General features: G+C 46.0%; 29 protein-coding genes. 5 read left to right on the forward strand and 24 right to left on the reverse strand.

Annotation, left to right across the window (positions count from 1 at the left end; genetic code table 11):
- Nucleotides 1–2 precede the first annotated feature (2 nt).
- The 24 genes from N186_RS01970 to N186_RS02080 form a co-directional block, all read right to left on the reverse strand.
- The gene (locus tag N186_RS01970; RefSeq protein WP_020962100.1) at nt 3–1,022 is read right to left on the reverse strand and encodes a hypothetical protein; all 1,020 of its coding nucleotides are present in this window, start codon (nt 1,020–1,022) and stop codon (nt 3–5) included.
- Nucleotides 1,019–4,324 carry a type III-B CRISPR-associated protein Cas10/Cmr2 gene (gene cas10 / locus N186_RS01975; RefSeq protein ID WP_020962101.1) on the reverse strand — a complete coding sequence of 1,102 codons (3,306 nt, stop codon included), beginning with the start codon at nt 4,322–4,324 and terminating at the stop codon, nt 1,019–1,021. Before cas10 ends, N186_RS01970 begins: the two co-directional genes overlap by 4 nt.
- Nucleotides 4,317–5,153, reverse strand: coding sequence for a type III-B CRISPR module RAMP protein Cmr6 (cmr6, locus tag N186_RS01980; protein ID WP_240366748.1), 837 nt, complete (start codon nt 5,151–5,153; stop codon nt 4,317–4,319). The genes cas10 and cmr6 overlap by 8 nt, the downstream gene beginning before the upstream one ends.
- 97 nt (nt 5,154–5,250) lie before the next feature.
- Nucleotides 5,251–6,708 (reverse strand): type III-B CRISPR module RAMP protein Cmr1, encoded by a 1,458-nt coding sequence (gene cmr1 / locus N186_RS01985; protein WP_020962103.1) that lies wholly within the window; start codon nt 6,706–6,708, stop codon nt 5,251–5,253.
- Between the two features lie 9 nt (nt 6,709–6,717).
- On the reverse strand, nt 6,718–7,236 hold the full coding sequence (gene cmr5 / locus N186_RS01990; RefSeq protein ID WP_020962104.1) for a type III-B CRISPR module-associated protein Cmr5: 519 nt from the start codon (nt 7,234–7,236) through the stop codon (nt 6,718–6,720).
- Complete coding sequence (cmr4, locus tag N186_RS01995) at nt 7,233–8,390, reverse strand: type III-B CRISPR module RAMP protein Cmr4 (protein ID WP_020962105.1); 1,158 nt, start codon at nt 8,388–8,390, stop codon at nt 7,233–7,235. The genes cmr5 and cmr4 overlap by 4 nt, the downstream gene beginning before the upstream one ends.
- Nucleotides 8,391–9,128: 738 nt before the next feature.
- Nucleotides 9,129–9,962, reverse strand: coding sequence for a putative RNA uridine N3 methyltransferase (locus N186_RS02000; protein ID WP_020962107.1), 834 nt, complete (start codon nt 9,960–9,962; stop codon nt 9,129–9,131).
- A 169-nt stretch (nt 9,963–10,131) separates the two neighbouring features.
- Complete coding sequence (locus N186_RS02005; RefSeq protein ID WP_020962108.1) at nt 10,132–10,344, reverse strand: FaeA/PapI family transcriptional regulator; 213 nt, start codon at nt 10,342–10,344, stop codon at nt 10,132–10,134.
- 99 nt (nt 10,345–10,443) lie between these two features.
- Entirely contained in the window at nt 10,444–11,874 is a 1,431-nt protein-coding gene (secY, locus tag N186_RS02010) for a preprotein translocase subunit SecY (protein WP_020962109.1), read from the reverse strand.
- Nucleotides 11,875–11,876: 2 nt separating this feature from the next.
- A complete protein-coding gene (locus N186_RS02015; RefSeq protein ID WP_052885619.1) occupies nt 11,877–12,341 on the reverse strand; it encodes an uL15 family ribosomal protein in 465 nt (154 codons plus the stop codon).
- A 267-nt stretch (nt 12,342–12,608) separates the two neighbouring features.
- The gene (locus N186_RS02020; RefSeq protein ID WP_052885620.1) at nt 12,609–13,079 is read right to left on the reverse strand and encodes a 50S ribosomal protein L30; all 471 of its coding nucleotides are present in this window, start codon (nt 13,077–13,079) and stop codon (nt 12,609–12,611) included.
- Between the two features lie 5 nt (nt 13,080–13,084).
- Nucleotides 13,085–13,693: a 30S ribosomal protein S5 gene (locus N186_RS02025; RefSeq protein ID WP_020962112.1), complete on the reverse strand. Its 609-nt coding sequence runs from the start codon at nt 13,691–13,693 to the stop codon at nt 13,085–13,087.
- 43 nt (nt 13,694–13,736) lie between these two features.
- Nucleotides 13,737–14,327 carry a 50S ribosomal protein L18 gene (locus N186_RS02030; RefSeq protein WP_020962113.1) on the reverse strand — a complete coding sequence of 197 codons (591 nt, stop codon included), beginning with the start codon at nt 14,325–14,327 and terminating at the stop codon, nt 13,737–13,739.
- Entirely contained in the window at nt 14,320–14,772 is a 453-nt protein-coding gene (locus N186_RS02035) for a 50S ribosomal protein L19e (protein ID WP_052885621.1), read from the reverse strand. The genes N186_RS02030 and N186_RS02035 overlap by 8 nt, the downstream gene beginning before the upstream one ends.
- Before the next feature lie 5 nt (nt 14,773–14,777).
- Nucleotides 14,778–15,275, reverse strand: a complete 498-nt coding sequence (locus N186_RS02040; RefSeq protein ID WP_020962115.1) for a 50S ribosomal protein L32e — start codon at nt 15,273–15,275, stop codon at nt 14,778–14,780.
- Entirely contained in the window at nt 15,265–15,654 is a 390-nt protein-coding gene (locus N186_RS02045; RefSeq protein ID WP_020962116.1) for a 30S ribosomal protein S8, read from the reverse strand. The genes N186_RS02040 and N186_RS02045 overlap by 11 nt, the downstream gene beginning before the upstream one ends.
- Nucleotides 15,655–15,667: 13 nt before the next feature.
- On the reverse strand, nt 15,668–15,832 hold the full coding sequence (locus N186_RS09430) for a 30S ribosomal protein S14 (RefSeq protein ID WP_148681979.1): 165 nt from the start codon (nt 15,830–15,832) through the stop codon (nt 15,668–15,670).
- Between the two features lie 5 nt (nt 15,833–15,837).
- Nucleotides 15,838–16,386, reverse strand: coding sequence for a 50S ribosomal protein L5 (locus tag N186_RS02050; protein ID WP_020962117.1), 549 nt, complete (start codon nt 16,384–16,386; stop codon nt 15,838–15,840).
- The gene (locus N186_RS02055; RefSeq protein ID WP_020962118.1) at nt 16,386–17,141 is read right to left on the reverse strand and encodes a 30S ribosomal protein S4e; all 756 of its coding nucleotides are present in this window, start codon (nt 17,139–17,141) and stop codon (nt 16,386–16,388) included. The genes N186_RS02050 and N186_RS02055 overlap by 1 nt, the downstream gene beginning before the upstream one ends.
- Nucleotides 17,125–17,523: a 50S ribosomal protein L24 gene (gene rplX / locus N186_RS02060; protein ID WP_020962119.1), complete on the reverse strand. Its 399-nt coding sequence runs from the start codon at nt 17,521–17,523 to the stop codon at nt 17,125–17,127. Before rplX ends, N186_RS02055 begins: the two co-directional genes overlap by 17 nt.
- 132 nt (nt 17,524–17,655) lie before the next feature.
- Entirely contained in the window at nt 17,656–18,054 is a 399-nt protein-coding gene (locus N186_RS02065; protein WP_148681980.1) for a hypothetical protein, read from the reverse strand.
- An 84-nt stretch (nt 18,055–18,138) separates the two neighbouring features.
- Entirely contained in the window at nt 18,139–19,182 is a 1,044-nt protein-coding gene (gene mtnA / locus N186_RS02070) for an S-methyl-5-thioribose-1-phosphate isomerase (RefSeq protein WP_020962121.1), read from the reverse strand.
- Nucleotides 19,183–19,205: 23 nt separating this feature from the next.
- A complete protein-coding gene (locus tag N186_RS02075) occupies nt 19,206–19,835 on the reverse strand; it encodes an endonuclease dU (RefSeq protein WP_020962122.1) in 630 nt (209 codons plus the stop codon).
- Nucleotides 19,836–19,841: 6 nt separating this feature from the next.
- Complete coding sequence (locus tag N186_RS02080; protein WP_020962123.1) at nt 19,842–20,939, reverse strand: aminopeptidase P family protein; 1,098 nt, start codon at nt 20,937–20,939, stop codon at nt 19,842–19,844.
- Between the two features lie 144 nt (nt 20,940–21,083).
- Between N186_RS02080 and N186_RS02085 the strand changes: the two genes are divergently transcribed.
- From N186_RS02085 to N186_RS02105, 5 genes are read left to right on the forward strand one after another with little or no spacing between them, the layout of a single operon-like run.
- On the forward strand, nt 21,084–22,448 hold the full coding sequence (locus N186_RS02085; RefSeq protein WP_020962124.1) for a hypothetical protein: 1,365 nt from the start codon (nt 21,084–21,086) through the stop codon (nt 22,446–22,448).
- A gap of 5 nt (nt 22,449–22,453) precedes the next feature.
- Nucleotides 22,454–23,650 (forward strand): HIT domain-containing protein, encoded by a 1,197-nt coding sequence (locus N186_RS02090; RefSeq protein WP_148681982.1) that lies wholly within the window; start codon nt 22,454–22,456, stop codon nt 23,648–23,650.
- A 37-nt stretch (nt 23,651–23,687) separates the two neighbouring features.
- Entirely contained in the window at nt 23,688–24,455 is a 768-nt protein-coding gene (locus tag N186_RS02095; protein ID WP_148681983.1) for a hypothetical protein, read from the forward strand.
- Between the two features lie 25 nt (nt 24,456–24,480).
- On the forward strand, nt 24,481–24,897 hold the full coding sequence (locus tag N186_RS02100) for a roadblock/LC7 domain-containing protein (RefSeq protein ID WP_020962127.1): 417 nt from the start codon (nt 24,481–24,483) through the stop codon (nt 24,895–24,897).
- Nucleotides 24,860–25,411, forward strand: coding sequence for a GTP-binding protein (locus tag N186_RS02105; protein ID WP_020962128.1), 552 nt, complete (start codon nt 24,860–24,862; stop codon nt 25,409–25,411). The genes N186_RS02100 and N186_RS02105 overlap by 38 nt, the downstream gene beginning before the upstream one ends.
- The last annotated feature ends 64 nt before the right edge of the window (nt 25,412–25,475 follow it).

Below are 25,475 nucleotides of genomic sequence, written 5' to 3' on the forward strand. Positions count from 1 at the left end.
GGCTATACCCCCAATACGTAGAAACTTCCAAAACCAATTCTGCCAAATAGTGACTCTTCTTGTGTAAGGTTATTGTGTAGGCATCCGTATAGGCCTAGTCTGAGAGTGTCAGAGCAGTTCTTCACTTTCAGGATTGATCCTTCGAGTATTGCCGGAAGTATTGGCTTTCTCTTTGTCTCATTTACTGCGAAGCCAAGACCTTTTATGTCGATGCGTCCCATGATGATTTCTGCTTGCATGTCTCGGTAGCGTAGTTCTATTATGCCATCGTTATTTACGACTGCTTTGGGCGTCTCAAGCATTAGGAAAGGCGACAAGAGCACTACGTATCCTTCGTTGAATTTTTCTAAAGAACTAGCTAAGGGAAGTTCTCCGTCCAATTTAGACTCAACGAATCTGTTTTCGCCGCCTAGTTTGACTGGCTTGTTATTAAGATCCTTTAGAATATCGTCCGAAGAAGACCCGACCTCCACTGCGATGGCATTGCGTTTTAGCGATACAAACGTCTCGGCGTAGAGGTAGCCTTCCCGCACGTTTTTTATTCCTTTATCTCTGCTCGTTAATGCCGTTCCAATTTTTTGAATGCTAATTGGCAGTCCTGAATATTCTGTTATTCTCTTGATGACTTCCCAAACATTTATCTCTTTGTTTATAAATTCAGTGATGATTTTAGCAATTATTTGTGGAAAGGTATAATGCAGAGCTTTGCCCGCAAGAAGTATCGGTACTCTTACATATTGAGTCTCGTCCCATAAATAGGGTCCACGTATCCATTCTATTGCAAGTCTATCCAAAAGGTTCATGTAGTTGTCAACAAATTTCTCCCACTCACTGGCAGGGTTGGATGGATGAATTCCTCTCATAGACATTACTTCAGATAGAATGGTGCCAGTTATTGTGCTTATAGAGGGCCAGCCTGTGGACTGTGCCAGAGTCGCGACTCCTCTAGCGCTTGGGTCTAGCTCGCCTGGTCCTCTGAACATTAATGGTTCAAGTTCTTCGAAGAGTATTCTGGTCTTCATGTCCTCATACCACCCCTAATATTCCTAACACCTCTGATAAGTGATACAAATAGGTGGATTTCTTTTTCGTTCTTTTCTTTTGGATTAGTGTTGATGACCTTGGCGTGAGATATCAATTCCGACATCTCTCCAAGTATCGAATTGTATAGCTGTTGCGCGTACTGTGGCTTGGCGTAGGTGTTTCTCTCAATTATCCTTAATATTAATCTTTGAGACAAATTAAATTTTGATCCCAACTTTGTAATCGTGCTTGTGAGTAGATCTTTGTATTCTTCTATGTCGTAGAGTAGGCTTACAGTAAACTGTGGGTTACCTAAGCTTAAAGGTTCGATGAGTTCTATGACCCTTTGAACTACTTCTAGCGGTTCAGCCAAATATTCAAGATACCTGTGGGTATCTATGTATCCTATTCTCCCCAAGGTTATTGGTACATAGGTTGTAGAGCCTCCGCCCCGCGGACTATACGTGAACGCTGCAAGGTCTTTGTGAACGTCAAGAATGACGGCTAATGAGGGCTCCCAGTAGGAGGAGACTATTTTCTCTTTGGCATCCTTAAGGCGTTCCCTGGCATCTGAGATGACCAGCTGAAGCGGATATAGATAGTGGGCAGTGTTTATGTTATAGCTACGTCCAACGCCAGGGAGCATGGGTAGACACGCATTGTTTACCACTAGGAAGCCGTTCTCTAATCTCACATTACTAAACGAATGTTTGCCCCGCTTGCACGAGCCAGCAAAGTGGGATCTTGTACAAATAGCTATTTCAACAGCCTTGTGAACTGGAGAGAAAGCGAGAAGGTCGTCGCCTCCCGCGTAGACAACGAATCCTCCTAGCTCAAGGATTGTAGCAGCGTCTAGTAGTGAGACTCGAACTAGCGCGGCGCTTAATGCTGTGTGATAGGTTAACGTTAGTGGAAGCTTGTCCTCATCATTGAGTATATTTTCGAGTGTTTGTAAGAAGTTGTTGAGACGCTGGGCTACCTGCTGGGAATTCAGCATGCCTGCGGGATAATGTTGTTCTAGTATCTTGCTCCATTTTTCAATAAAAGTATCACTTGCTAATGACTCTAGAGCTTCAATAGCATCTTTAATAAGTTCGCTATATGTTCCAATAGCGGAGCTCTCAATAATTTTCTTTTTTAAGACCCTTACATCATTTCTTACATTTCTGTTATCCCACGATGTGCCAAAGAAAGCTGAGACTCTGCCATCATGCAGAGAGCTAATACTATCCCCATCAGCAATAATGAGTGAGTAGTAGCTCCATAGCCACTTCTCAAGGTCGAGTTGTTTGAATAGCCTTAGCCACTCCTTTTTAATATCTGTCTCTCTTCCAAGCCAATATGTTTCTGGGTCTAGCCTCACAACAAGTCTTAATGGTAAAGTTTCCTCGTCTCGAAGTTTACCTGCTATTTTTTCTTCGAGCCGTCTTTGTGCAGTCCAAAGCAACGAAAGCCCAATAAGATTTCTAGAGCCTTGCTGAGCGAGTTGCGTCCCTAGCGATTTGCTAAGTACTTCTGTAAGATCTTTCAGTAGAGTCTCTTTTTCTAGTTTATGTATTACGGTATTGATGAGTTCTTCTTTTAGCTTATAAGTAGCTATATCCGAGGTTGAGGGGATCCTAATTCCAGGTGTTTCTTGAGAAATTAGCTCATTTACAAGGCTTTCCGGATCCTTGTCTTCTAGGAGTATACGTAAGAGCCTGGGCTCCATGCTTACGACGCGTTTGAGGAAGCACCACGGGCAAAGTCTTTCACCCGGTGTAAACACTGCTTTGAAGGTTTCTAGCTCTGCTGTATAGTCCTTGAACCATTTCTCAAATTTTTCTATTTCTTCTTGAGGTTTTTTATGCCAGAGGCTTTCAGCTTCAATGGGATCAGAGTTTTCTTCGACTACTTTAAAAATGAAGAAAGCAAAATCTTTTCCATCTTCGTCTTCTTCAGAAGGAAGAATTATAATGGCGGGCAGAGTTCCGCATAGGGTGCAGTAATCAAAGGCTTTTCTTGATTTCTTGGGGTATCCTAGCCCCTCTTTGAAAGCATTCTTTGTGAGGTTAAATAAGTTTAGCTTAACTCGTGCATCTGCCCTAACATTTTTCAAATTTTCAAATTTCCTTGACAATTCTCGATAGGCATTGTCATATATCTGCCATAATGCTTTTTGACCGTTGATCCTCACGAGTTGGACACGCAGAGTGACTGGAGGAACTTTGTCGAACCCGGAATTGCTAAATTCCTTATCATAGTACTTGAATACTTTATTAATGAATTTCCATACAAGACTCGCATCCTTCTCTTTGACACGTGCCTCTGAGAGTTTTTCTGCTGTTCTCCAGAGCCGGCGCCACGCTTCAGCTAGCCTTTCATGGAGAACCTGCTCAATATTGCATGATTCAACTTTCTCGACTGGAAGCACGAGAACAGCTTTTTCTGGGAAAGAAGCAAAGGGCGGCATATTGAGTACGCGATAAAGGTCTTGAAGGTCTTTGCTGATTAAGACATACTTTTCCATAAGCTGTTTGATCTTTTTTTGGACCTCTCCGTGAAGCCTGGTTGAGACCCAATGGAGGAAGAATGGGCTACTTCTAAGCGAGGGAATTATCACTACGTCGGGCCCCAACTCTTCTATGAATGGCAACATAATATACCAGGCGAATGCAGAAATGATGTAGCTCGAGATAGCCGCGTCACGTAGTTTTCGGCTCGAAGCTATGTATTCCTGGACTCCTGGAATGTCGAATCCTACTAGGTAGCCGTCGTACCCGTCTTTTGTGATCCAGTTGAGGGCCGTAGCAGTGGCGTAGTCATGGTCGAAAACCGTGTTGGTTGGAACCCTGGTGTCTGCAGGACCGACTGGGAGATTTTTGTCGATCCACAGCAACTCATAGATGGAGTAGAGTGCGAGATACTTCTCCTTAAGGTTAAGACCTCCAAGTGTTTCCTTTAGCTCCTGGAAAAACTTGTCTGCTTGTGTCTTGTCGCACTGCTTGATATCTATCTCAAAGAGTGGGTTGATTGTGTTCTTCAGCTTTATCTCTTTTGTGGCCAAGAAGCCAGGAATATACTTGTCACCCATCAAGATAGATAGCAGGTACCGGTCTATGCTTGAAGCCAGTCTGTCTGCTCTTCGAACCTCGTCTGGTATCTGTGCTTCGCCGCCTTTCCCTAGAAGCTCACCTATCCACTTCTTAGCTGTCTCTTCGTGGTTTTCAAGCCATTGCTTGTGTGGGGGATCGTGAAGAAGTGCCGCGATTTTCAACTCGAATATTTGTTCCCCGTGGGGGGACAGGAACGAGCTACTCATATTTAATCACCTCGAAACGCGAGTAACCAACAGAGGTCTTTGCACCAACCCCCATTGCAAATGCGTATAGAACGCTGAGGTCTAAAAGGGGGATTGTATCTGGGTCAAGCCTCTCAGGGTCTTTAATTTGAGATGCAAGGTTACCCCTAAATATGTCGGCTTGTCCACTATTGTCTCCAATGTTGTTGACCACCTTTAACGTATGTTTTTTCGATTCTCTTCTCCCCGGGATCCCTTCTGGTGGAACATAGAAGAGCATAGTTCTGAAAGTGATGCCCCTGGACATAGCAATAAACACATTTGGAATTGGCTGAGCCTCCAACTCGTTCTTTGCGTCTTGATAATGAGGAGTAACAACGTCTGGGTCAAGCAACCTTTCGTCATATTTTATTGGATAAGCATCTACAAACCCAACAAGGCCCGCATGACCCCTTTCGCCTCCCTCGCCAAAAACTCTAGCAACCTCACTTGAGACTCTGGAATCCTTTACCTGATTTGTTGTTCCCACTATGTTCAGCCTTTTGGCCAAGAGTTGTGCAAAGGCCATTCTAACCGCTCCCTTTATGCTTGTTCCAGGTATAAATGGAAGATTGTAGACTGGATCCCAGAAGAGGCCCACCTCGAAGGGTATCGAGAAACTAGACTCGCTGGTTCCTACTAAGCTCCTCCACGTGGACTTGAATTCTAAGACCTTTACGTAGAAACCGTTGCTTTCAAGAGCCTTTTTAACTTCTTCAAGCACATTGTCCATTCCTAGTGGAGTCCTTGCAGTCACAAGCCTCTTTGCCAATTCCCTCTTCAATTCTCCAAGATTTTCATATTTTTCCAAACATGCATACGTGTACAATGACGCAAACGACAATAAGTTAACCTCCCCAAGTTGTGTTAGAAAGATCTGCTTGCAAAATAATTGAGAAAGCCTTCCTCTAATGTTCTGTTCGGCCATTTTTACCACCACTGCAACATTTATTCAAAATCTTGGAAATAAAGCTCCAAGCTGCTTCAAACGCTTTTGACAAAAATAATTCATTATTATTCTGAGGTTTGAACCGCTGACCATCGGCATAAACAATATCTTCACGTGAAACCCGTGTTTCTTTGCTTCCTGCAAAATGATTAAGCTTGTCTATTTTCCAATCTTTGCTAAGAAATCCGTAAACAATAACGAATGTTTTATTCTTGTTTTGCCATAGCTTAAATTGAATAGCTGAGACCCTCCTACCTGGATCCCTTTTAGATCTATCTAAGTAATAGCCTTTACCTTTAGAGCTACGTGGGAGACCCAGGATCCATGTATGAAGTTGAGACCTGTAAATAGGTTGAGTCTCCGAAGCCTCATCAACATTTAGCAGTTCATTTTTCAGTGTGTTTAGCCATTCATTTTTCAGTGTGCTCTTGGAGATGCACTGCAATGCTATTGAGGGGTCACTACACAGGTATACTTCCATTTTAAAAAAGTCTCCATTAGGTATCACTGATGGAACTTCGGGAAAACTAGTTGTATTAACAATGTGGGATAAGTCCTCCTTGAAGTTCTCCTTGAAGCCTTTGGCAACTTCGTAAGCTTGGTTTACCAATTCGTCTAGCTTCTTTTCGATTTTTTCACGGTCGCCATTATTTAGAGTTGCAATTATCTCTTTGAGTTTTGCTAAGTCCGTTCCTAATTCGGGGTAATACTTCAAAAGATCTGGGTTTTCTTTGATTTCTTGAACAATTATCGAGCCTAAACCTCTTCTTGAACCATAACCAACAGAGCCTAGGATCAAAGAAACAAAGAAGCTCCAGAGGGCAAATCGAAGCATGTTTAGAGGATATCTTTGCTGGGTAAATGGAAATGTTAAAAGCAAGTCTATAGTTATGTGTAAATTGTTATACTTATCGATAACTGCAACTTCGCTTATTTTTTGCTCTCGCTGTGCACCTAGGGAAACTAGAAAAAGCCTGGTAATGTTGTGCTTTCGTGTGAAAAAAACTTTAATAAGATTTTGAAGATCTCTTTCATTGTTTAGATATTTTCGTTTTAAATAATTATAATATGTTGAAAACTGTTGCTTTAAATCACTATAGTTTGTTGCAGTTACCGATAAGTGAAACAACGAGGTTTGTGGCGTTTCTTCGGTTCTACCTAGGAATTCCCCAATTTCTTTGTCGAGAAATTTATAGTCCTTGGTTCCTCCGTAGGCTCCTGAAAGCAGGCTTCTTGCCCACCAGCGCCATAGGGCCTTTATTTCGGTAGGTCTTGGCGGCTCCAGTGTACCTGTCTCGGGGTCGTAGGGTCTTGAAGTATAGCCCCCGATGTGTGGATATAGTAGCCTTGCTTTTACACTTATTAGCAGGTTTTCTTTTTCCAGGATCTTATTTTGTATAGTGCTGAGGGTAGCCATATCGTTTCCCTATTTTTCTCTTTCCCATGTTGCTTCGCATAGTCTCTTGAATTCTATGAGGTAGGGGTCAAGTAGATTTTTTGCAACGGATGATTTGTTCAGAAGATCGTCGAGAATAGAGAGCATATTTTGTTTTAATTGTTTTCCTTTTTCCTCTATTTGCTTGTTTTTTCCATCCCCGCTGGCATCTTTTTTATTTTGTAGCTCTTCAATTTCTTTTTGCAGGTAGAATACTTGGCTTGCATTTTGAATTATACCTATCTTTTCTAGGTATAACAAGATGGCTTTTAGGTAGAGCATATAGGCGACGGGCTCGGGTTCCTTTTTCGATGATAGGAGGGCATCTTGGGCCTTGGCATAGTAGAAGGAAAGCGTGGGTATAAGCCCCATTGTTCTTATGAGTTCCGGCCCCTCTCTTGCTCTTGTCCGTAGCTTGGAGCCTATTTTTTCACTTTTTACGTCATTTTCTGCAATTTCCTTGAATATTTCAAGCGCCAACTCGACGGGGCCTACTTTTTGGGTAGTCATTGAGCTTCGCCTCTATAATTTGTGAAGTTGAGTTTTACGATGCCTTTTCCAACGGTTTCTCGTCCGCCGATTATTATGTAATTCTGGAGTTCTTCTATAAGACTCTGAAAGGCTTTTTTCGTAACCTCAGCGTAGTTTGCTATTTTTTGGTCATTTGGAAAAAGTTTTTGTAGAACCTCCTTGTAGGTTTCCTCAGTTAAATTGCTATTTTTATTTTGCAGATATTTCTCAAGCATAGCCTTAGAGATTTGTGGTTTCTTATAGAGAGCCATGCTTAGGAACCTTGTTTTGGAGGGGATGTATTCGGTTGTCCACGGCCCGTTGTCTACTGTCTTGTTTTCATTTAGACTTACGTGTGCAAGAACGAGGATACTTCTGTCAATGACTTCTTTGCCTGTCGTGTCGTTTAACACGATTATGGGTTTCTCTGTTATGGCTAGGTTATGGTAAAAGCTCTTTAAATTGTTAGCATCGAGATTCTTCTTGCTTTGGTATGGATCCAGAACCATGTCTTCCACAAGTACAATTTTGTTATCCAAATTTTGGATCTGAACTTTTTCGCATAGATTGTTATATCGGAGACATAAGTACTGGTTTTCTGAAAGATTATCTGCCTCTTCTATCAGTGTCTCGAGAGTGTCGGAAATAAGCGAGAGAGGCGACTGAGAATTTGAGGTCACGTTTTGGCTTGAAGATGCTGAAGCATCTTTAGAGATCCCGATCTGTATAGCAGAATAGAGATCCAAGTACTGCTTAAATTTCCTCAGCAATGTAGGCGTAGTGACATAGGCGTATACACCCTTAAGGCTCCTAGCAGGCATAGCCAGAAGGTATGCATCGAGAATAGCCACGCTAGACTGGAACGATTCTTCGTCTCCCGGCTCTGATCCCAAAAGGGCTCTAACGAGATCCAAAGCTTCGTCCTTGGTGTGACCCATCTTAATAGCTCCATGGAGGAGAGACGTCTTGAGTGCTCCCTTCAGGCTACTAGCATAGATACATGGATAACCGTTCTCGTCCCTTTGAACTGGCAGATCTATAGCTCCGCCAGTCTTACCTGAACCAACGTGCAGGTGTGTCAAGGCCTCAATTATGAAGACATCTGCTAGTGTGTAGCTGGAAGGTAACCTAAAAAAATTGTTTGATGACAACATACAACTATATTTACTGTAATTCCATATAAAAATTTAATGGTTTTTTGTGTAGTAAGCACAAACTCCGAAATATAGTACAGCCATGTTCACGACCCTTCATCAAAAATCATACCGCAAAGCCACACGCGCTTTCCTAATTTATGCTTTCAATTCATTCGTTTCTGATACAGGGTGGGATAATGGGAACAAGAAGTGAGATAATAGTTTGCTTTCAATTCATTCTTTTCTGATACGCTTCGTCTTGTTCTACAGCATAATTGCCACTATCCTCTTTCAATTCATTCTTTTCTGATACTCATAAACAAAAACTTCTCTATTCACAAAAAAACATGGCTTTCAATTCATTCTTTTCTGATACACTTTCCTTGGGATTTATTTTGTATTGGTGTTATTTATTTGTTTCTCTGTGGTGTGAAAGTGTATTTATGTCAAAGTTTTCCATGGAACACATTATCTTGTTTTAGTTTTCCAATTGTGACTTATAAATGATATAGATCAAGAAGAGGGGTCAGGGAAGAATGTATTTTCAGAAATGTCTTCTTCCCCTAATCTGCAAACTTTTCCCGTGGAAAACGTTTCTACAGAGATTTTTAGGGGAACCATTTCCTCCCACCGTGTATCACGATGTAAAAATCTCTGTTTTTCTCTTTTCTTCAATATTGCTAGCTTTGTATGAGTGTGTAAAGTGTTTGGGGATAGAGGGAGGTTTCGTGGGGTATTTGTGTGGTGGTTTTTGGGCTAGGTTGTTGTTTGTTGGTCTAGGAGGTTTAGTATTGCCATTGTTGTGAGTACTGCTTCTTCTGTTCTGATTGTTTTTGTGCCTTGTAGTGGTGCGGTGTTGAGTGTGTAGTGTATGTAGTGTTGTGGGTTGATGTTTTCTTGTGTGGCGATTTCTTGTATGCCTTTGTTATGTGTGCCGAAGAGTACTAGGAGTGTTTCTGCTGTGGCTATTTTTGTTTTTAGCTGGGTGGCTAGGGTGTTTATTGGTGTGCCTTTTCTGGATGTTGCTATGACGAGTGTTTTTGGGGTGGTGTGGTTTTGGAGTGTTTGTTTTAGTGATTGTTGGCAGGTTACTGTGTAGCCCCAGTAGACTGGTATTTGTTCTCGGTCTATGTATTGCCAGTGACCTTGTTTTTGTGTGAGTGTTACTCGTGGCCCGAGGCCTGGTGGTACCTTTGCTTGGACTGGCTTTTCTAGGCCTATGTCTACTATTGCCTTGTCTCCTGTGCGCCTCAATATGTAGCCTTCGCGGTATGGGCTTTGCTCGTCTCTGAGTAGGTGGCTTGGGGAGCGTAGGGGCGGGGCAGCTCCGATGTAGCGCAGGTGCCTGGACTTTGGAACTAGGTATTTTCTCAGGTACTGTGGTGCTTCTAGGGCTTCGAGGACTGTCTTTATTGGTGTGCAGGGCTTGTTTGACTCTTTGTAGATTATGATTTGTTCTACGCGGAAGATGGTTGCGGCCCGGGCTAGGAGTGCTATATGTAGTGTCCTTGCTGGCTCTTTGAGGTTGGAGAAGTTAGAGGAGGCTATTGCTATTATTCTTTTGGGCTTGGGTTTTGGGGGAGGCCACATTAGAGAAAACCGTCTGGGGGACTAAAAAACTACTTTGTTTGTGATTCTTTGCCCTTTTTCTCTCTTAGCTCCTTTTTCTTTTCTAGGAAGATTGATGTCCTCTGTCTTCCGCCCATTTGTTTTCACCTGTGTCTTGTAGGTTGCCTTTGTTTATATGTTTTTGCCACGCTTATTCGAGGGCGACCCAGTAGGCCATTTTGCCTCTTCTTTCTTCTTTTACTTTGCCCTCCCTGAGGAGGAGCCTGAGTATGTAGAAGACTTGGCTGTGTGAGAGGCCGAGCTCTCTTACGAGTTCGACTGTGGGCATTGGGCCGTGTTTTTTGAGGAAGTCGTGGATGAGCTTTTTCCTCTCGATTATTTTGTCTGTTACCTTTCTGGGCATATTTGGTCAATGTATTTTAAATTGTGAGTTATTAAAATTTTATCCATTTTATTGTGTAAAAATGTAGATAGACTAAAAGGTTTTTCGTTAAAAATAAAACTATTCTCCTATGAGCCTCGCTAGGGACGGGTACATTTCTAGTGCTCTTTCACTGGCGAGTATCGAGTAGTACTGTATTATGATGCCTACGAGGAGGAGGATTCCTGTGCCTCCGCCCATCACCCTGAGTAGGTCGCTTAGCACTGCTATTACTCCTATAATGATGCTACTGAGAATGGTTAAGCCCCAGATGTAGCGCCTGAGCATCGACGCTATGACTTTTTCGCTTTTCCTGAAGCCTGGTATCTGGAGCTGTGCTTCTACTAGCTGCTCTGCCTGTGTCTCGGGGTCCATTCCCGAGGTGAGGATCCATGCGACTCCGAAGAGGACTGCTAGCCCAATGTAGAGCAACGCGTAGACAACTAGGTGGACGGGGTCGTGTAGAGCGGATGCGAGGGATCTTGGGGGCGAGATGTAGTAGACGAGTGAGCCTGGCAAGGGGACGGGGCCGTACTCTGTGTAGTTGTATCTTGCTATGATGTTTAGCCAGGGGTTCTGGTTTCCCGGGTTGACCCTCGGCCATAAAACCTGGGTGAACATTGCTATGTTTGCGTATAGGGCGCCGACCAAGATGACTGGCATGACTGAGACGTAGAGGAACTTTAGGGGTATGCGTGTCTTTACTCCTCCGAACCTGGTGCTGGAGACTGGTATGAGTATCTTCATTGACTCCATGTAGGTTAATACGAGTAGCATGGCGATCATTCCTAGGAAGCCTACGAGGTCTGGGTATCCTGCGGGCCTAGAGATAGCGTACATTATGAGTGTAGAGTTTCCACGGGCGAGCGCGACTACGAGGGACGGGAAGAATCCGTAATATAGCCCGTCGGCTAGGGGGCCGATGGGGCTGAAGAGTTCCCAGAATATTTGCTGTGCCACGCCAGCGGCTATGAAAAGGGAGACGGCGCTTCCAATGCCCCAGCCTTTTTCTAGCATGTCGTTCATTAGGATAATGAATGTGCTTGCTATGAAGAGCTGTATGAAGACTAGTATTTGTTGTTGCTGTGTTAGTGCACCGTATACGCCGCCCCATATGTAGGCGAGTGCTTCAATGGCAGCGAAGAGGAAGGCTGTGAGCTTTTGGAGTCCCGCGAATGTTTTTCGTCCTTCTGGGGTTGTGAGGTCTAGGTTTATGAGTTTGCTTCCTACTAGTAGTTCCCACACGATGCCTGCTGTTACTATGGGCCCGATGCCTAGCTCGATTAGGGTTCCTCTTTTGGACGCCATTACTATTCTCAGGAACTCTAGTGCACCTATGCCTCCCTGGGTTTGTCTTGGTATGCCGTAGAGTGGTACTTGTCCCATTATGAAGTAGATTATCAGGATGACGCCTGTCCAGAGCAGTCTTTCGCTTAGGCTTGGCTTCCTGGCAGGCCTCGTGACTTCTGGCAGGATTCTAAAGAAGCTGTTGAGTGAGTCTTGGAGGCTCAACCTTATTCACCGGTTGCTGGTTTTTCTGCGAGCAGTATGACGTCGCCTCCGGCCTGCTTGATTTTTTGGACTGCGTTTTGTGTGGCGAATGGCACTTTAACGATTATCTTGTTTCTGACTTGTCCTGTGCCTGTTAGCTTGTTTATGCCTATCTTTGTTAGGTCGACTACGTAGGCGTCGCCCTCGCGTGTAGCTATGCCTTTCTGGTACAGGTCAGCTATCTTCGAGTCAAGTACGCCGACGTTGATAATGTTGAATTGTGTGACGAGTGAGGGGTGGCGTGTGAAGCCGTGTTGACCGTACCAGTCCGGGGCATATTTTACTGTCCACGACCACTTGTGCTTGTGGTATCCTACGTATCCCCTTCCGCCCCTGCTTCCAGACTTCCTGTGTTGCCCCGTGCGTCCATAGCCGTGAGTCCTGCTTCCACGGTAGGATCTAGACTTCTTTTCGCGCCTTATGACCAATGTTGACACCTTTTCGGCTTATAGACATTCGACTTTAAAAAAATTTCTGAAGGGTTTTCTGGCCGATGCAGTGAATTGACAGGCGTTTTTCTTTTTTGTACCTCGGCGTATAAGTAGAGTCTGCAGAAGGAGTGTCAAGTTTGAAATCTGCAGGGCTGTTAACTAGGATTCTGGGCAAGAATATAATGGATGTATAAGAGACTCTGGCATAATTTGGGGTTGTTGAGAAACAAGCCAAATAAGGTAATAGTAAAGAAATGTGTTGGTCTAGAGCATTTTTCTTATGAGCTCGTTGATTTTTGGCCCCCTGTAGCCTGCTTCGCCTCCGGCTTTGACGTTTTTCCTTATTGTCCCCCTGAATCCGCCGCTTGGGGGCCTTAGCCTGAATACGGGCTTTACGCCGGGTAGCTGGTCTAGCGTCACTTTACCTGCTAGTAGGGCGTCTGCTAGCTCGTCGAAGCTGTTGTAGCCTAGTTTTTTGAGATCTTCCTCGGTTATCTTCTTGTTCCCGGTCATTCTGCCGCGTTTCTGTAGGAGCTGGACTAGTGTTTCTTTGTCTATTTCTCCCCATGTTACGACTGTGGAGAGGGTTTGGGTCAGCATGCCCCTAATTGATGGCGTGTCTTGGACGAGTGTAGCGTGGTAGGTCTTGTGGAGTCTTAGTAGTTCGAGGGCTTTTTCTTGTTCTGGCGTCCTGTCGGGGGAGCCTCTGAGCCTTAATACGAATAATAGTGTCATCTCAATCACCAGTCGGACGGTGGGTAGAATTCATATGTCTTTTTGAGTGCATTGTAGACTGCTTTTGCCATGTTGTGGGTTGTCCTTGTCTCGCCGTAGGACCTTGACCACACATCGCTTATTCCTGCTAGCCTGAGGACTGTTTTTGCCACGTCGCTTGCAACGATTCCTACTCCCCTCGGGGCGGGTATGAGCTCGATCTTGACGCTGCCTGCTTTTCCTTCCACCTTGTATGGAATGCTGTGTGGCTTGCCGCAGAGGCACTCCCAGCTTCCGCATCCCCTCCTGACTGGTATGATGTTTAGTTTGGCTCTCCTGGTTGCCTTCTCGATTGCTATTCCGATCTGCCTGGATTTGCCCATGCCTACGCCGACGTAGCCGTTCTCGTTTCCCACGACAACTGTTACCTGATACTGCGAGACTTCGCCCGAGTCTGTCTGGCGCTGTACGAATCCGACGCTTATGACTTCTGATTTGAGGTCTGGGAGGAGCGTGTCAATTATTTCTACTTCTTTTATTGGGATGTTTTTGGCGAATATCTCGTCTATGGACTTGATTTTGCCTTCTAGCACCATTTTTCCCAGGAGTGTTCTTGGTTGCCATTCCGACGCCATACGTCTCACCCATCTAATTTACAGGCATATTAAAACCTTCATGCTACTTGACTGACTCCTCGATTTTCTTCTTTATCTCTTCGAAGTGGGATGGCAGGTCTTCAGGCTTTAGCCCGTTTTGTAGGTACTGGGAAAAGAACGCCTTGTAGGCCTCTGGATCCTGCTCGGACATCTGCTTCGCGTAGGACGCTATGTGTTCTCCCTTTATTCTCTCTTCGCTTGGAAGCATCTCTTCGCCGACTGGCACCTCTAGCCCAGCGTCTATCGCGCCTTTTACCGCCGCGAACACGCGTGAGCCCTTGACGGGCCTGTGTAGCCCTATGTCTAGGACGGCTTCCTTTATGCCCTTCTTTGCCGCCTTTAGGCCTGCGAGGTATCCTAGGAGGTAGAGGGCAGTGGTGTTGCGTCCGTATCCTTTCCAGCCGAGCTTCTTTAGCTCGTTTGAGTGTGCAGAGACCAATATTATGTCTCCTTTGGGCGCCGGGATCGCTACCTGTACAATTGCCGTCTTGGAGAGTACCCTGACTACTAGTCTAGGCTTCTTTGAGAGGATTAGCTTTCTACGCTTGTAATAGTTTGTCTTGCCTTCGCGTCTCCTCTTCAACGCGACCCTATAGTGTGAGCCTCTAGCCATGCTGTTCCACCTTTAGTATCTTGTGCTGCGTCATGTATAGCTTGAGGTGTGCAAGGCTCCTGAACATTCCTCCTTTGACTAGCCTGTATAGCTGGCGGAAAGTCTTGGGGTCGATTTGTCCCTTTTCCTTTAGGTACTTGAGGTAGCGGCGCTGAACCCTGACTTTAGCTATCCAGGCCCTCTTCTCGTCTGTCCTGGGCCCCTTCTTGCTTCCTGGGCCGCGCCCCCTACCCTTCTTTCTTTTCTCCCTCTTGATTCTTATTCTCCCCCTAGACGGGGTGCTCGGCGGGAGGACCTTTATGACTCCACTCTTGATAAGCCTCCTAACATCGCTACGGCTTATGGCTGTTGATACCTCGTCGAGTTTTTCGGGGTCTATCCAGATCCGGCTCTCGCCTACTCCAAGGACTTCGGCCGCGAGCCTCCTAGCTACAGATACGTCCACATTTATCACCCGTTAAGGACCCTTACACCTATTTCTTCGGCCTTTTTAATTATTTCTGCCCTCTTGCGTCTGCCTACCGTGCGGGCTATGCGCACGGCGTGGCGTTTTGGGTCGACGTTCTGGAGGTCTTCTACGTTGTAGACAACTACTTCTTCGAAGCCGGATGGGTGGAGACCCCTGACGAGCTTGGGGCCCCTGTAGCCGATCTTGACCAATGGTGGGAAGCCTTTCAGCTGTTTCCTTATTTGGTTGTCTATGGATGTTCTCGGGCTTCTCCAGGTGTCTTCCAGTCTCTTGATGCGCCAGGAGTTCATGCGTATGAATCTGGGCCTGTACCTAGATATTAGCTGTCGTAGCTTCAGCATCTTCTGTTGCTCGGCTGTGAGGGTAGGCTTGTATATTTTCTTCTTTTCTTCTGTGCTGGCTTGTGCTTCTGTTGTTGGGGCTGTGGCTTCTTCTTTTGGGACGTTTTCAGTATTTACCTGTTTTTCCTCAGTAGACATATGCGAGTAACACCCCTCCTATACCTTTTTGTTTTGCCTCTATATGTGACATTACTCCTTGTGGTGTAGAGACTATGAGTAGCCCTATTTCTCTTGAGGGCAGGTATTCCCTCTCCCATGCCTCAAACTCGTCCTTTTTAACTGGGAACCTGGGCTTTATCACGCCGACCTTGTTTATCTTGCCTAGTAGCTTGACTACGACTTTTCCTCCTTTTCCATCGTTGATTAGCTCGTAGTCCCCTATGTATCCGGCCTTCTTCATTGTGTTGAGGACTGCTATGATTAGCTTTGAGGACGGGTAGATGACGCATTCCGTTTTTCCGCGAGACTCGTTGTTCATTATTGTTGCGAGGGCGTTTGCCAGAGTGTCGAACATCATTTTGTCATCACCCCTAGCTGTACTTTATGAATCCTATTTCTTCTGCGACTTCGCGGAAGCATCTCCTGCACAGGTTTAGCCCATATGCGCGTATGACCGCCTCGTGTGTGCCGCAACGAACACATCTCCTGCTGCCTTTACCGTATTTCCTCTTTTTTGGTGGATGAATCTTCGCCATTCACATCACCTGCGTGTCTTAATGACTTTTACACCTAACACCTTTTCTAAAAACATTATTGTTTCCTCTTTTGTGACCCTGTGCCTGTTGGGTATCTTGGACTTTTTGCGGCGCCTCCTTGCCACCCTGTAGCCCGGCCTCTCCATCGCGATAATGACGTCGAAGCCGAAGATTCCCACTTCTGGGTCGTACTTGACTCCGGGGAGGAGTATGTGTTCCTTGATACCAAAAGAGACGTTGCCGTGCTTGTCTATGCTTTTCTCGGGGATCTTGTAGTCTATGGCTGCGAGCGCCCTCTTCAGGAAGTCTATGGCCTTTTGGCCCCTAAGTGTGACCATTACGCCTATGTTTTCTCCCTTTCTCACTCCGAATTCGCGGACAGTCTTCTTTGCCCTCCTAAGGGAAGGCTTCTGGCCCGTGAGCTCTTCTAGTAGCTTGGCGGCGCGTGCCAGCCTTTCACCGCCCTCGCCGATGCCCATGTTTACTACTACTTTGCCTATGAATACTCTCCGCATTGGGTGGTCTGTTTCCAGGACGAGCTTTGTCTTCGCCATTAGACCTTCACCGTTACGAGTGGTTTTTCTGTTCCTACTGGGAGCACGTACTGGAGGATCGTCCTAGAGATTTCTCCCTCTGGGGACTTTAGCTCTACGAGTGAGCGCGCCCTCTTGAAGACCTGCTGTATAGACTGTATTGTTCCAAGGAAGCCGACGTTTCGCCCCTCGTATACGATGGCAAGTGTGCCTTTGTCGAGTGGTATGTGGGTCTGTAGTGTTTGCTGGGGTATGGTTATTAGTAGGGCGTCGTATGTCTTAAAGGAGAGGGCCTTCTGGTATAGGTCTGAGTCCTTTTTGACAAGAATGTTCCTTCCGTCGTGTAGCGTGAACTGTAGGTTCCCATTGCTTACAGTCATTTTCCTCCTGATCTGGGCTATCTTGAGGCCGGCCTCATCCGGCTTTATCTCTGCCAGCCTGAGCTTCCTGGCCGGGTCGGGTATCACCCTAAAGTATTTGTCTTCAGCTGGAACATGGATCACGTCCATTAGCCCAACTGGGAACTTGTAGTCCTTTACTGGCTTTCCGTCGACGATGATTTTTCCGGAGGAAATTATTCTCCTTGCCTCCTTCATTGTCTGAGCGTAGCCGAGGACGTCCCTGACGATTATTCCTAGTGGTATCGAGTTGTCTAGAGGGTGTGGGCCTGGGGAGGGCTTAACTGTCCAAGTGTATTCTTTTCGCTTTATTGGCCAGAAGGGCGGCGCTACGCTTCGTCTCAAGTGTCTAAGTGAGGCTTTAACTCGTCTGACCACTTACCACCACCTGTTTCTTTCTTTCTACTAGTTCTTTTCTCCTGGGGTCAGATAGGTCCAGTTCTAGGACAACGACCTTTGATGGATGTATTGGGTATGGCACCTCTGTGCCGTCTGCTTTTCTGAGCATTGCACCCTCCACGTGTATCCTGCCCCTTTTAACGTCAACCGAGGTGATTTTTCCCTCGTGTCCCTTAAAAGAACCGCGAACAATGAGGACCCTGTCGCCCTTCCTTACACGTATTCTTTTCAATCCGAGCTTTTGGGACAGCTCTTTGGATAGAGGGGCGACTAGCCTCTTAGACCGGACGTGTAGCTGGGCTGTATATATTTCACGCTTTCGTACTTTTCTCGGCTGCGAGGATACCTTATCACTACTCATATAGCACTACACCAACGCGAAGTTAAGGGTAAGTAGGGCAATATAAAAACATTTTTTCAGAAAGAGCAATCAAATTTGGCAAGGGAGGCCTGGGAAGACTCTCTGCGTAAAAATGCAGTAATTATAAGACAATTACTGGCTTTGTTCCTCTTTAATTATGGATTTTTTCTCTTTTTCACGCTTCTCTTTTGCATGCTGGTTTCTAAGCTCGCTGAGGAGCTGTTTCTCGGGGAACACGTTCTGGTACTCCACGTCAATTATCGGGATTATTGTGAAGCGTGTGTCAGATGTCCATTTGTCTGTGATGTCTACTTCTCCTGTGAAGTTGTTGAAGAGGAGGAATTTTCCTTCGAGTCTGCGTTCGTTCTCGTAGAAGTATATTATGCTGGAGTCTGTACTGAGAAAGAATGGTATAAAGTAGATGTGCCTCGAGTCTAGTGCGAGGTGATGCACTATGGGGACCTGTACCACGTTTAGGACGTGGATCAGGTCTTCGAGCCGTTTTAGCCTTATCAGCCTGATGTCCATCACGGAGCCACTGTTAGGGATATATCGTTTCTGGTTAAAATTTGAATCGTTTGTTTTGTAGGGTGCGAGAAATTCTAAATTTTAAGTTTAATTTTTCCCAATGATTCTTTTTATATTCTTCTCGTAGGGCGGATATATTATGCCCTTCTCTGTGAGTATACCTGTAACGAGTTGCGGCGGGGTAATGTCGAAGGCATAGTATATCGCCTTCACGTTTTCAGGGGTTATCCTCATGTTTCCAATGTAGACTACCTCGTCTGAGCTACGGATCTCTATTTCTATGTCCTCGGGGCCCCTGGCTTTAAGGTCGAATGAGCTTGACGGGGCCGCCACGTAGAAGGGTATGTTGTGTACACGCGACATGAGCGCTAGGGGGTATGTGCCGAGCTTGTTTGCCACGTATCCTATGCTTGTTATCCTGTCGGCCCCAGTGATTGCGAGGTTTATCTTTTCTTTCATGGCCAAAATGCCTATGCTGTTGTCGGTAGCCACGACGACGTCTATGCCGGCCATGCTTAGCTCCCAGGCCGTCAGCCTCGCCCCCTGGAGGTAGGGCCGGGTCTCGAGCGCTATAACGCGGAAGCTTTTACCCTTTTCTTTTGCCACGTAGAGTGGGGCTGTAGCAGTGCCCCAGTAGCTCGTGGCAAGGGAGCCGGCGTTGCATACCGTTATGACCGTGTCTCCGTCCTCTATGAGTGGCTCGCCTAGTTCGCCTATCTTCCTGTTTGCCTCCTCGTCCTCCCTCTGTATTTTTAGGGCTTCATCTAGGATGAGCCTCCTCGCCTCCTCGACGCTTGTCGCTGTTTTTGCAACGTTTTTTACCCTTTCTACTGCCCATGAAAGGTTTACCGCAGTCGGCCTGGCAGTTGCAACTATCCTGGAGACTTTTTCCAGGTCCTGCATGAATTTTTCTAGGTTTTCTCCGTCATACTTGTTTGCGAAGAGGGCTACCGCGAAGGCGCCTGCAACCCCTATTGCGGGTGCGCCTCTAATCTCCATGTCCTTTATTGATTTTACGACTCTTTCCCAGTTGTCCGTCTCGATATATTCGAGCTTGTGTGGCAAAAGCTTCTGGTTGATAAGTTTGACCCTGCCATTTTCCCAGACAATTGTCTTGGGTAGGTTCAACATAGTGATTTCTAAGCTGTCTGGATTCAAATATTCTTTTCGTGCATGCCTGTGTCTGGGGGCTGTATTCCTAGTAGAAGGGGGTCAGCCGCTTCTAGGAACGTGTGGACGGCTCTGGCTATCATCTGGGATATCCTTAGGGGCTCTGGAACCTTGCCTGTCTTCGTTGTGGCGTCGAGTATTTGTCTAGCCTCCTCTAGGGATAGCCCCTCAGCTCTGACATAGACATATGACCGTGTAGGCCTGACGTAGACGAGCTGTCTTTGCCCGAGCTCCCGGTAGGCTTTTATTCTCTGTGTGTCGCCTGGGAAGTATTCCCTTATGTATTTTTCTATCCCCTTGGACTCCTCGTAGCTTACACATATAACTGGGAGGCCTGTTTCTTTGTTTAGCCTCTTTAGGTCGACAATATTGAACCAGGAAATAATGCACCCGTTAAGCATTATCACATTGATGTCTTTCCTGTTCATGGACTTGTAGAGGCCTAGGATCGAGTCTGTTGCATCCATGCCTCCTATACTTGTAAATGTAAAATAGACCCCGTCCAGATAGCCGTCCCGACGATAGACAATGGCTGCCAATACAGACTTCTTTGCACGTTTCCTGAAACACTCCGAGATTCCTAGAACCCTGAAGGCCGGCTTTGAAATAAGCATGGCGCACTATAGGGCTATGTCCTTGGTAAAGAATGTCAGTGTCCTGCTTGTTCCACGCTGAACCAGCAACATGTCCTCTATTCTGACACCGCCGTACCCAGCCAGGTAGACGCCCGGCTCTATCGTGACCACGTCTCCGACTATGAGTTCTGTTTCGCTCTGCGAGTTTAGGTAGGGCTCCTCGTGTATGTCTATGCCTACCCCGTGGCCCAGACCGTGGTTAAAGTATGCAGAGAGGCCTTCCTCCTTTAGGACATTATATGCAATCATGTGTATGTCTTTAGCCTTTACACCCTCCTTTACAGCGTCGATGGAGGCTTCTTGCGCCCTTAGAACAGCCCTATAGATCTTTTTCTGTTTCTCGGACGGGTCTCCATACACGAATGTTCTAGTCATGTCGGAACAATACCCCTGGTACTTTGCACCGAGGTCTATCTTTACTAGGTCTCCTCTCATGAGTTTTTTGAGGCTTGGCTTTGCATGTGGGTGTGCAGAGTGCTCTCCAAAGGCAACTATTGGCGGGAACGAGGGCTCTGCGCCTGACGAGACTATTACCCTTAGTATTTCTCCGGCGAGTTCTGACTCGGTTACTCCGGGCTCGATCAGGTCTATTGCTCTTCTCAGCGCCTGTTCAGCTATTCTAGAGGCTTGCTCCATAAGTCTTACTTCTTCGTCGTCTTTAGAGCGCCTCAGAAGGTAGAATTCCTTTGTATAGTCTGCTAGCTCTCTGTTTAGCTTGCCTTTGAGCTGGTCTTTTAGCTCGAGGCTACCGCCAACTATTCCTATCTTCTCGCCACTGCCAACGATTTGGGCTATGGCTTCGTACAAGTCTCCCTTTATTATCTTCTCGTACTCGCTTACCTCGTCCTGCTTCGTGAATGCATATGCCTCTCCTAGCCTCATTTCGGATACTGCCCGAACATATTCGAGCCTAGTGACCAGCGCAGAGACTTCCCCGTTTTGAGATATCACCAGTGCTGAAGGCGCATCGGAGCCTGTTACATAGAAAATGTTGGAAGGCGAGAATACTAGGAGAAATGACAAGCCATTTTTATGAAGAATCGACTCGATAACATTTTCCAAGTGCTTTTTGTAGTTGATCACGACTTTTAAACCGGGGGTCATCTTAATAAATAATACTCTTTTATCCCCCTAGGCATGTGCCAATTCGACATTAAGATTAAGGAGACAAAGTAACCAGCGATACCCTTTTACATTGGTGTGTACCTTTCCACTATTAGTGAAGCTATGAGTAGGGTCGTGGCTAGAAACCTCCTGGCTGGGGTCAGCACCTATATAGCAGTGACACTTTTCCTCAAATTAATCGAGGAGCCCCCTAGTCCATTTTCTCTTGTCCCACTTATAGCTTCTCTTGGGAGCCCAACGCTGGGCGTAGCCTTTGCCACGCTTTTGCCGGTTCTGGTCAGCTACCTTAACGGTAAATATGCATACGCCTTGATTTTTCTCCCTGCATCGCTTTTCATCCTTTTCAAAAATGTCCAGAATTGGCGCGGGGCCGTTCTGATACTGTTGTCTTCTCTTTTGGCTGTGCTTGCTCCAGTAACTCTCCCCTTTGTTTTGGGTGTTTTGCTTAGCCAGGTCGCGGGGGAAGATTACCGGGAGGCTGTTTCCTCTGGACTAGTTTTCTCCTTGGTGTTGTTTGTTTTCTCGGGGGTCAGGGCTGAAAATACATTTGTTGATTACTTTCTCCTATTGCCTGGCGGTATATACTCGAGTGTTTCTTCCAATAATCCCATAAGCGCGGCGAGCCTTTTTTACCTTGTGCTCTTCGAAGAGATAATGAAGAACCCCTTCCTTCTGGCAAGCCTGCTCGGCCTTATCTCGGGTTTCATCGTCGCCTCTGTTTCTGGCAAGAGCGGGAGGCTAAGAGGCATAACGTTGGGAAGCCTAGTTGTCTTCGTTCCCTCTTTCGCGTACACTTTAAACTATGTGAGCTCAGTTGCTGGCCTGCTCTTTATGGCTGGGACTGGTCTAGGTATAGCTCTTCTTGGAGGATTCTCTATTCCAAGAATTTCATTTTCTACGCGAAGAAAGAAGGGGGAGGAGAAAAGACCTAGGCCCGCTGTAGACATTGTATTTAGGGATATTTCAGCTATATTGAGGGGGGCCGAATCCGAGGGCATACTTAGGAATATTTCCAATGTAGTAGTGATGGGTCTCTGTTTGAAAGACGAGGAGTACGTAGCGGGTTTAGTCAGGAGGATGATTGGTGAAAATGTGCATGTTTACTTGCTTCACCGCGAAGACAAGGAAAGGATTGTTTCTTTGCCGAAGGACCAGACAATTGTTGTATATGTTTCGCCGTTTTCGCCAGAAGAATACAGAAGTGTTCTGGCACAGTTGACCCGTTTCCCCCCAGAAGTCTTTGAAACAACAACGCCAAGCATAAGAATGACTGTGCCACGTATGTGCAGGTCGCAGTTTGTAGAGGTTGCCTATACAATGCTGTCTCTGGTCGAAAAGGGTTATACAGCTAGGAGGGCGTTTGAAACAGCTATGAGTAGTCAGAGGCCCTCAGTTGGTGAGGAATTCTTTTATTTGCTTGAATATTTATCAAGTGAATACGTGGTGTTAGGCTTCAGGCAAAGGTGAATAATGTGGCCAGATTGGCAATGAGCTATGAAGATATTCCCTTCATGCATTGGGGCATAGTTTCGAGGTTCAACTTTTCCGATGACAAGGCTAGATACGTGCCTAGGAAGAGGTGGGACCCCTTATCTGCGGCCGAGATAAGGCTTGTCGACGAGAAAACTGGGAAAGTTGTAGCTATCGGGAAGTGGAAAGGCCACTTTAGCTACGTTAGCCCTGTTAGGTCGTATAGGCCAGGCGAGTCTAGAGAATCAATTGTTAAGGACGCTTTCAAGGATATATTGGAGGGAAAAGACTACGTTATCCCAGTAACGCTGAATGACCAGCCTCTGGACTCGCCTTTCAGTGTTGAGCCTATCCTCTGTGACACTCTTAAAAACTACACCGCAGTCACGATAATTAACCGTTTCCCGGCGATGGTCCGCCACATAGACCCGGAAATAAAAGAAAGAGTCGAAAGGATGGTTGAAGACAGGTACACAAAGATAGCGCTTGGGATAAACCTGGTTACTTTTCCTACGGGGTACTATGAGACCCTAAGCGATGTCCCAGTTGAAGTCCTAGCCGCTATGCTTAGCTCGATGAAGAAAGCTATACAGTTTTCTGTGGAGGAAAGCTTCAGGAGGGGCTTTCGGCTGATACCTGTCTACCCGTTCTTCAACATCGGTAGGCTGGCGGGAGGGAGCCAGCCGCGTCTCCACTCTCAGGTATACTTTGACCTCAACGAGGACGGCCACGGCGCATTCATGGAGTCTATTCTTCAAGCCTTTGAGGAGATGCGTAAAGAAAACGACTGCCACCTCTGCACGTCGCGCCATGACGGGAGAATGTTTTACGAGAACTCTACTTGGATAGCTTGGGCTACATCGTCTCCCCGCCGCAACTACCATGTGAGACTTGCACCGAAGAGGCACGTAGCTAGGTTTACTGACTTGACGAGTGACGAGATTAGGGGACTTGCTGAGACATTGAAGCTTGTTTCAATAGCCATGGACAAGGTAGGAATAGCACGTGACCGCAACGTGTTGTTCTACAGCTTGCCCTTTGGCTACAGCTCCTATTTCCACCTCTTTGTAGACGTGATCCCGTTTGAAAGCATAGGGGGGATAGAGATGCTGGACTCTGTACGTGTAGCCCGTGTGGTTCCAGAGGAGGCGGCTAGCCAGCTTCGAGAAGCACTTTCCTCTCTACAGCCTGGTTTTTAGCAATAGTGATAAATATTTCATAAGCAAGTGTTTCTTGATGATGTCTCTAGCTACAAGTCCTTTGACGCTTTATCAATTACCCCTGGACAGTTTGATCCTAGTTTTCATAGCTGTTGGTTCTCTCGGCCTGTCGATTGGTTTACTGATTTCATTTATTTATTTTTTGAAAACTTTTTCTGGGAGGGTTCCAAAAGAGAAAGAACACGAAAAAGAAGAAATTTTCCTTAAGATTTCAGCAGAAGTAAACAGTATCGAGGAGAAAGTTTCCCAGTTACAGAAAGAAATCGAAACTCTCAAAAAAGAAATACTTCCCCCGTTGCAGGACAACATTGTCCAACTTACTACAAAAGCGTCTCAGCTCGAGACAAAGGTTCTTATACTCGAAAAAAGAGTATCACGTGAACCCACCCTACCCAGACCCGTACAGCCGGCCGTACGACCGACACCCACCGTGGTAAAAGAGGTTGAATTGTCAAGCCTTTCCGATATACCTCTTCATTTCCCAGAAGTCAAGTTTGCCTGTATCATCACGTCTCAGGGCTACACTGTTGAAACATTTGGAAAAAGTAGTGAAGAGCCGGCTGTCCTTTTGGATGTTTTAAAGCTCTATAATTCTCAAAACGTGTCGCTTGTGAGGGGTGGAAGGAAGGCTGAGGTCTTTTACTTGGGCGAGGTTAAGGATCTATCTGTCTACGGCATCCTAGAGTTCTCTGACGCCGAGGAAGTCCCTAAGGAAACCGTAGAAGCCGCTAAAAAAGCGATAAGCAAATATTTCGCGAATGTTGTAAGCAAGAAAAGCTTTTAAAAATATGTGAAAATGGTGTAGTCGAATGAGTGAAGTAACTAGAGAGCAACTTAGAGGTGTGCTGGCAAAAATAGTAAAGGAGACACATGACGCAATAGTTTCTATTGTCTTTGCTTGGAGAGATGGTATACCAGTTGCATTTATAGCTCCTGACCAGCCCCAAGCAGAGTTTTTGGCGGTAGCCTCTGCCGCGGCCCTAGGCTCGCTTGACGCTCTTGGAGACATCTTCAACTCGAAGGTAAAGAGGGTCGACGTGGAGTTTGAGAATGGAGAACATATCGTGATTTCTTCTATTAACGGCTCCTTTATTGCGCTTTCGACCTCACCCAAGCCTAACCTTGGACTAATACACCTTGTTCTTAGAAAATACGAGGAAGACGTAGTTAAGACTGCCGGTGTTGGGTATGTTGGGCCATCAAGGCTATCTCAAAATCCTGGTTAGCGGCGCGTATGCAAGCGGCAAGACCACGTTTGTGAAGACAGTCTCCGAGACCATTCTCACGACAGAGGTTCCAGTAACCTCGCCAGGGGAACAAAAGGTAAAAGAATACACCACAGTGGCCTTCGACTATGGAAAAGTAACAGTGGACGGAATGCCTGTCTATTTGTTTGGGACTCCTGGACAGACAAGGCTACAGTTCATGTGGAGAGTACTAAGCTATGGAATGCATGGCTACATTTTCCTTGTAGATGGAAGCAACATGATGGAAGTCTACAGGGCGAAGCCATTGTACTTGTATATGAAGAGCCTCGGCAATTACCCACACATTATAGCTGTGAACAAGCAGGACGTTAAAGGCGCAGTACCGCCACGCCAAGTTGCGCAGATACTTAGTGTTAGTCCAGAAATTGTCTATCCACTCGTTGCACGAGACAAAATAGTAGCTCTGGGAGTCCTGAAACAGCTAGTAAACCTTATAGTAACTACAAAGCCCAGCATAAAAACAGACCATTGATAAAGAAAAATTGTTTCCATAACAAATTGTATCATCTTATCGCTATTTTAAACGAATAAAAAAT

Origin of the sequence: Thermofilum adornatum, from assembly GCF_000446015.1 — an archaeon.
Taxonomy (GTDB): domain Archaea; phylum Thermoproteota; class Thermoprotei; order Thermofilales; family Thermofilaceae; genus Thermofilum; species Thermofilum adornatum.

Excerpts from the sequence above, each read along its gene's own strand:
- N186_RS01970 (WP_020962100.1), bottom strand. The coding sequence starts at position 1,022 with ATGAAGACCAGAATACTCTTCGAAGAACTTGAACCATTAATGTTCAGA.
- cas10 (WP_020962101.1), bottom strand. The coding sequence starts at position 4,324 with ATGAGTAGCTCGTTCCTGTCCCCCCACGGGGAACAAATATTCGAGTTG.
- cmr1 (WP_020962103.1), bottom strand. The coding sequence starts at position 6,708 with ATGGCTACCCTCAGCACTATACAAAATAAGATCCTGGAAAAAGAAAAC.
- cmr5 (WP_020962104.1), bottom strand. The coding sequence starts at position 7,236 with ATGACTACCCAAAAAGTAGGCCCCGTCGAGTTGGCGCTTGAAATATTC.
- cmr4 (WP_020962105.1), bottom strand. The coding sequence starts at position 8,390 with ATGTTGTCATCAAACAATTTTTTTAGGTTACCTTCCAGCTACACACTA.
- N186_RS02000 (WP_020962107.1), bottom strand. The coding sequence starts at position 9,962 with ATGTGGCCTCCCCCAAAACCCAAGCCCAAAAGAATAATAGCAATAGCC.
- N186_RS02005 (WP_020962108.1), bottom strand. The coding sequence starts at position 10,344 with ATGCCCAGAAAGGTAACAGACAAAATAATCGAGAGGAAAAAGCTCATC.
- N186_RS02020 (WP_052885620.1), bottom strand. The coding sequence starts at position 13,079 with ATGACACTATTATTCGTATTAAGGCTCAGAGGCTCCCCCGACAGGACG.
- N186_RS02025 (WP_020962112.1), bottom strand. The coding sequence starts at position 13,693 with ATGGCGTCGGAATGGCAACCAAGAACACTCCTGGGAAAAATGGTGCTA.
- N186_RS02030 (WP_020962113.1), bottom strand. The coding sequence starts at position 14,327 with ATGGCTAGAGGCTCACACTATAGGGTCGCGTTGAAGAGGAGACGCGAA.
- N186_RS02040 (WP_020962115.1), bottom strand. The coding sequence starts at position 15,275 with ATGTCTACTGAGGAAAAACAGGTAAATACTGAAAACGTCCCAAAAGAA.
- N186_RS02045 (WP_020962116.1), bottom strand. The coding sequence starts at position 15,654 with ATGATGTTCGACACTCTGGCAAACGCCCTCGCAACAATAATGAACAAC.
- N186_RS09430 (WP_148681979.1), bottom strand. The coding sequence starts at position 15,832 with ATGGCGAAGATTCATCCACCAAAAAAGAGGAAATACGGTAAAGGCAGC.
- N186_RS02050 (WP_020962117.1), bottom strand. The coding sequence starts at position 16,386 with ATGGCGAAGACAAAGCTCGTCCTGGAAACAGACCACCCAATGCGGAGA.
- rplX (WP_020962119.1), bottom strand. The coding sequence starts at position 17,523 with ATGAGTAGTGATAAGGTATCCTCGCAGCCGAGAAAAGTACGAAAGCGT.
- mtnA (WP_020962121.1), bottom strand. The coding sequence starts at position 19,182 with ATGTTGAACCTACCCAAGACAATTGTCTGGGAAAATGGCAGGGTCAAA.
- N186_RS02075 (WP_020962122.1), bottom strand. The coding sequence starts at position 19,835 with ATGCTTATTTCAAAGCCGGCCTTCAGGGTTCTAGGAATCTCGGAGTGT.
- N186_RS02085 (WP_020962124.1), top strand. The coding sequence starts at position 21,084 with ATGAGTAGGGTCGTGGCTAGAAACCTCCTGGCTGGGGTCAGCACCTAT.
- N186_RS02095 (WP_148681983.1), top strand. The coding sequence starts at position 23,688 with ATGATGTCTCTAGCTACAAGTCCTTTGACGCTTTATCAATTACCCCTG.
- N186_RS02100 (WP_020962127.1), top strand. The coding sequence starts at position 24,481 with ATGAGTGAAGTAACTAGAGAGCAACTTAGAGGTGTGCTGGCAAAAATA.
- N186_RS02105 (WP_020962128.1), top strand. The coding sequence starts at position 24,860 with ATGTTGGGCCATCAAGGCTATCTCAAAATCCTGGTTAGCGGCGCGTAT.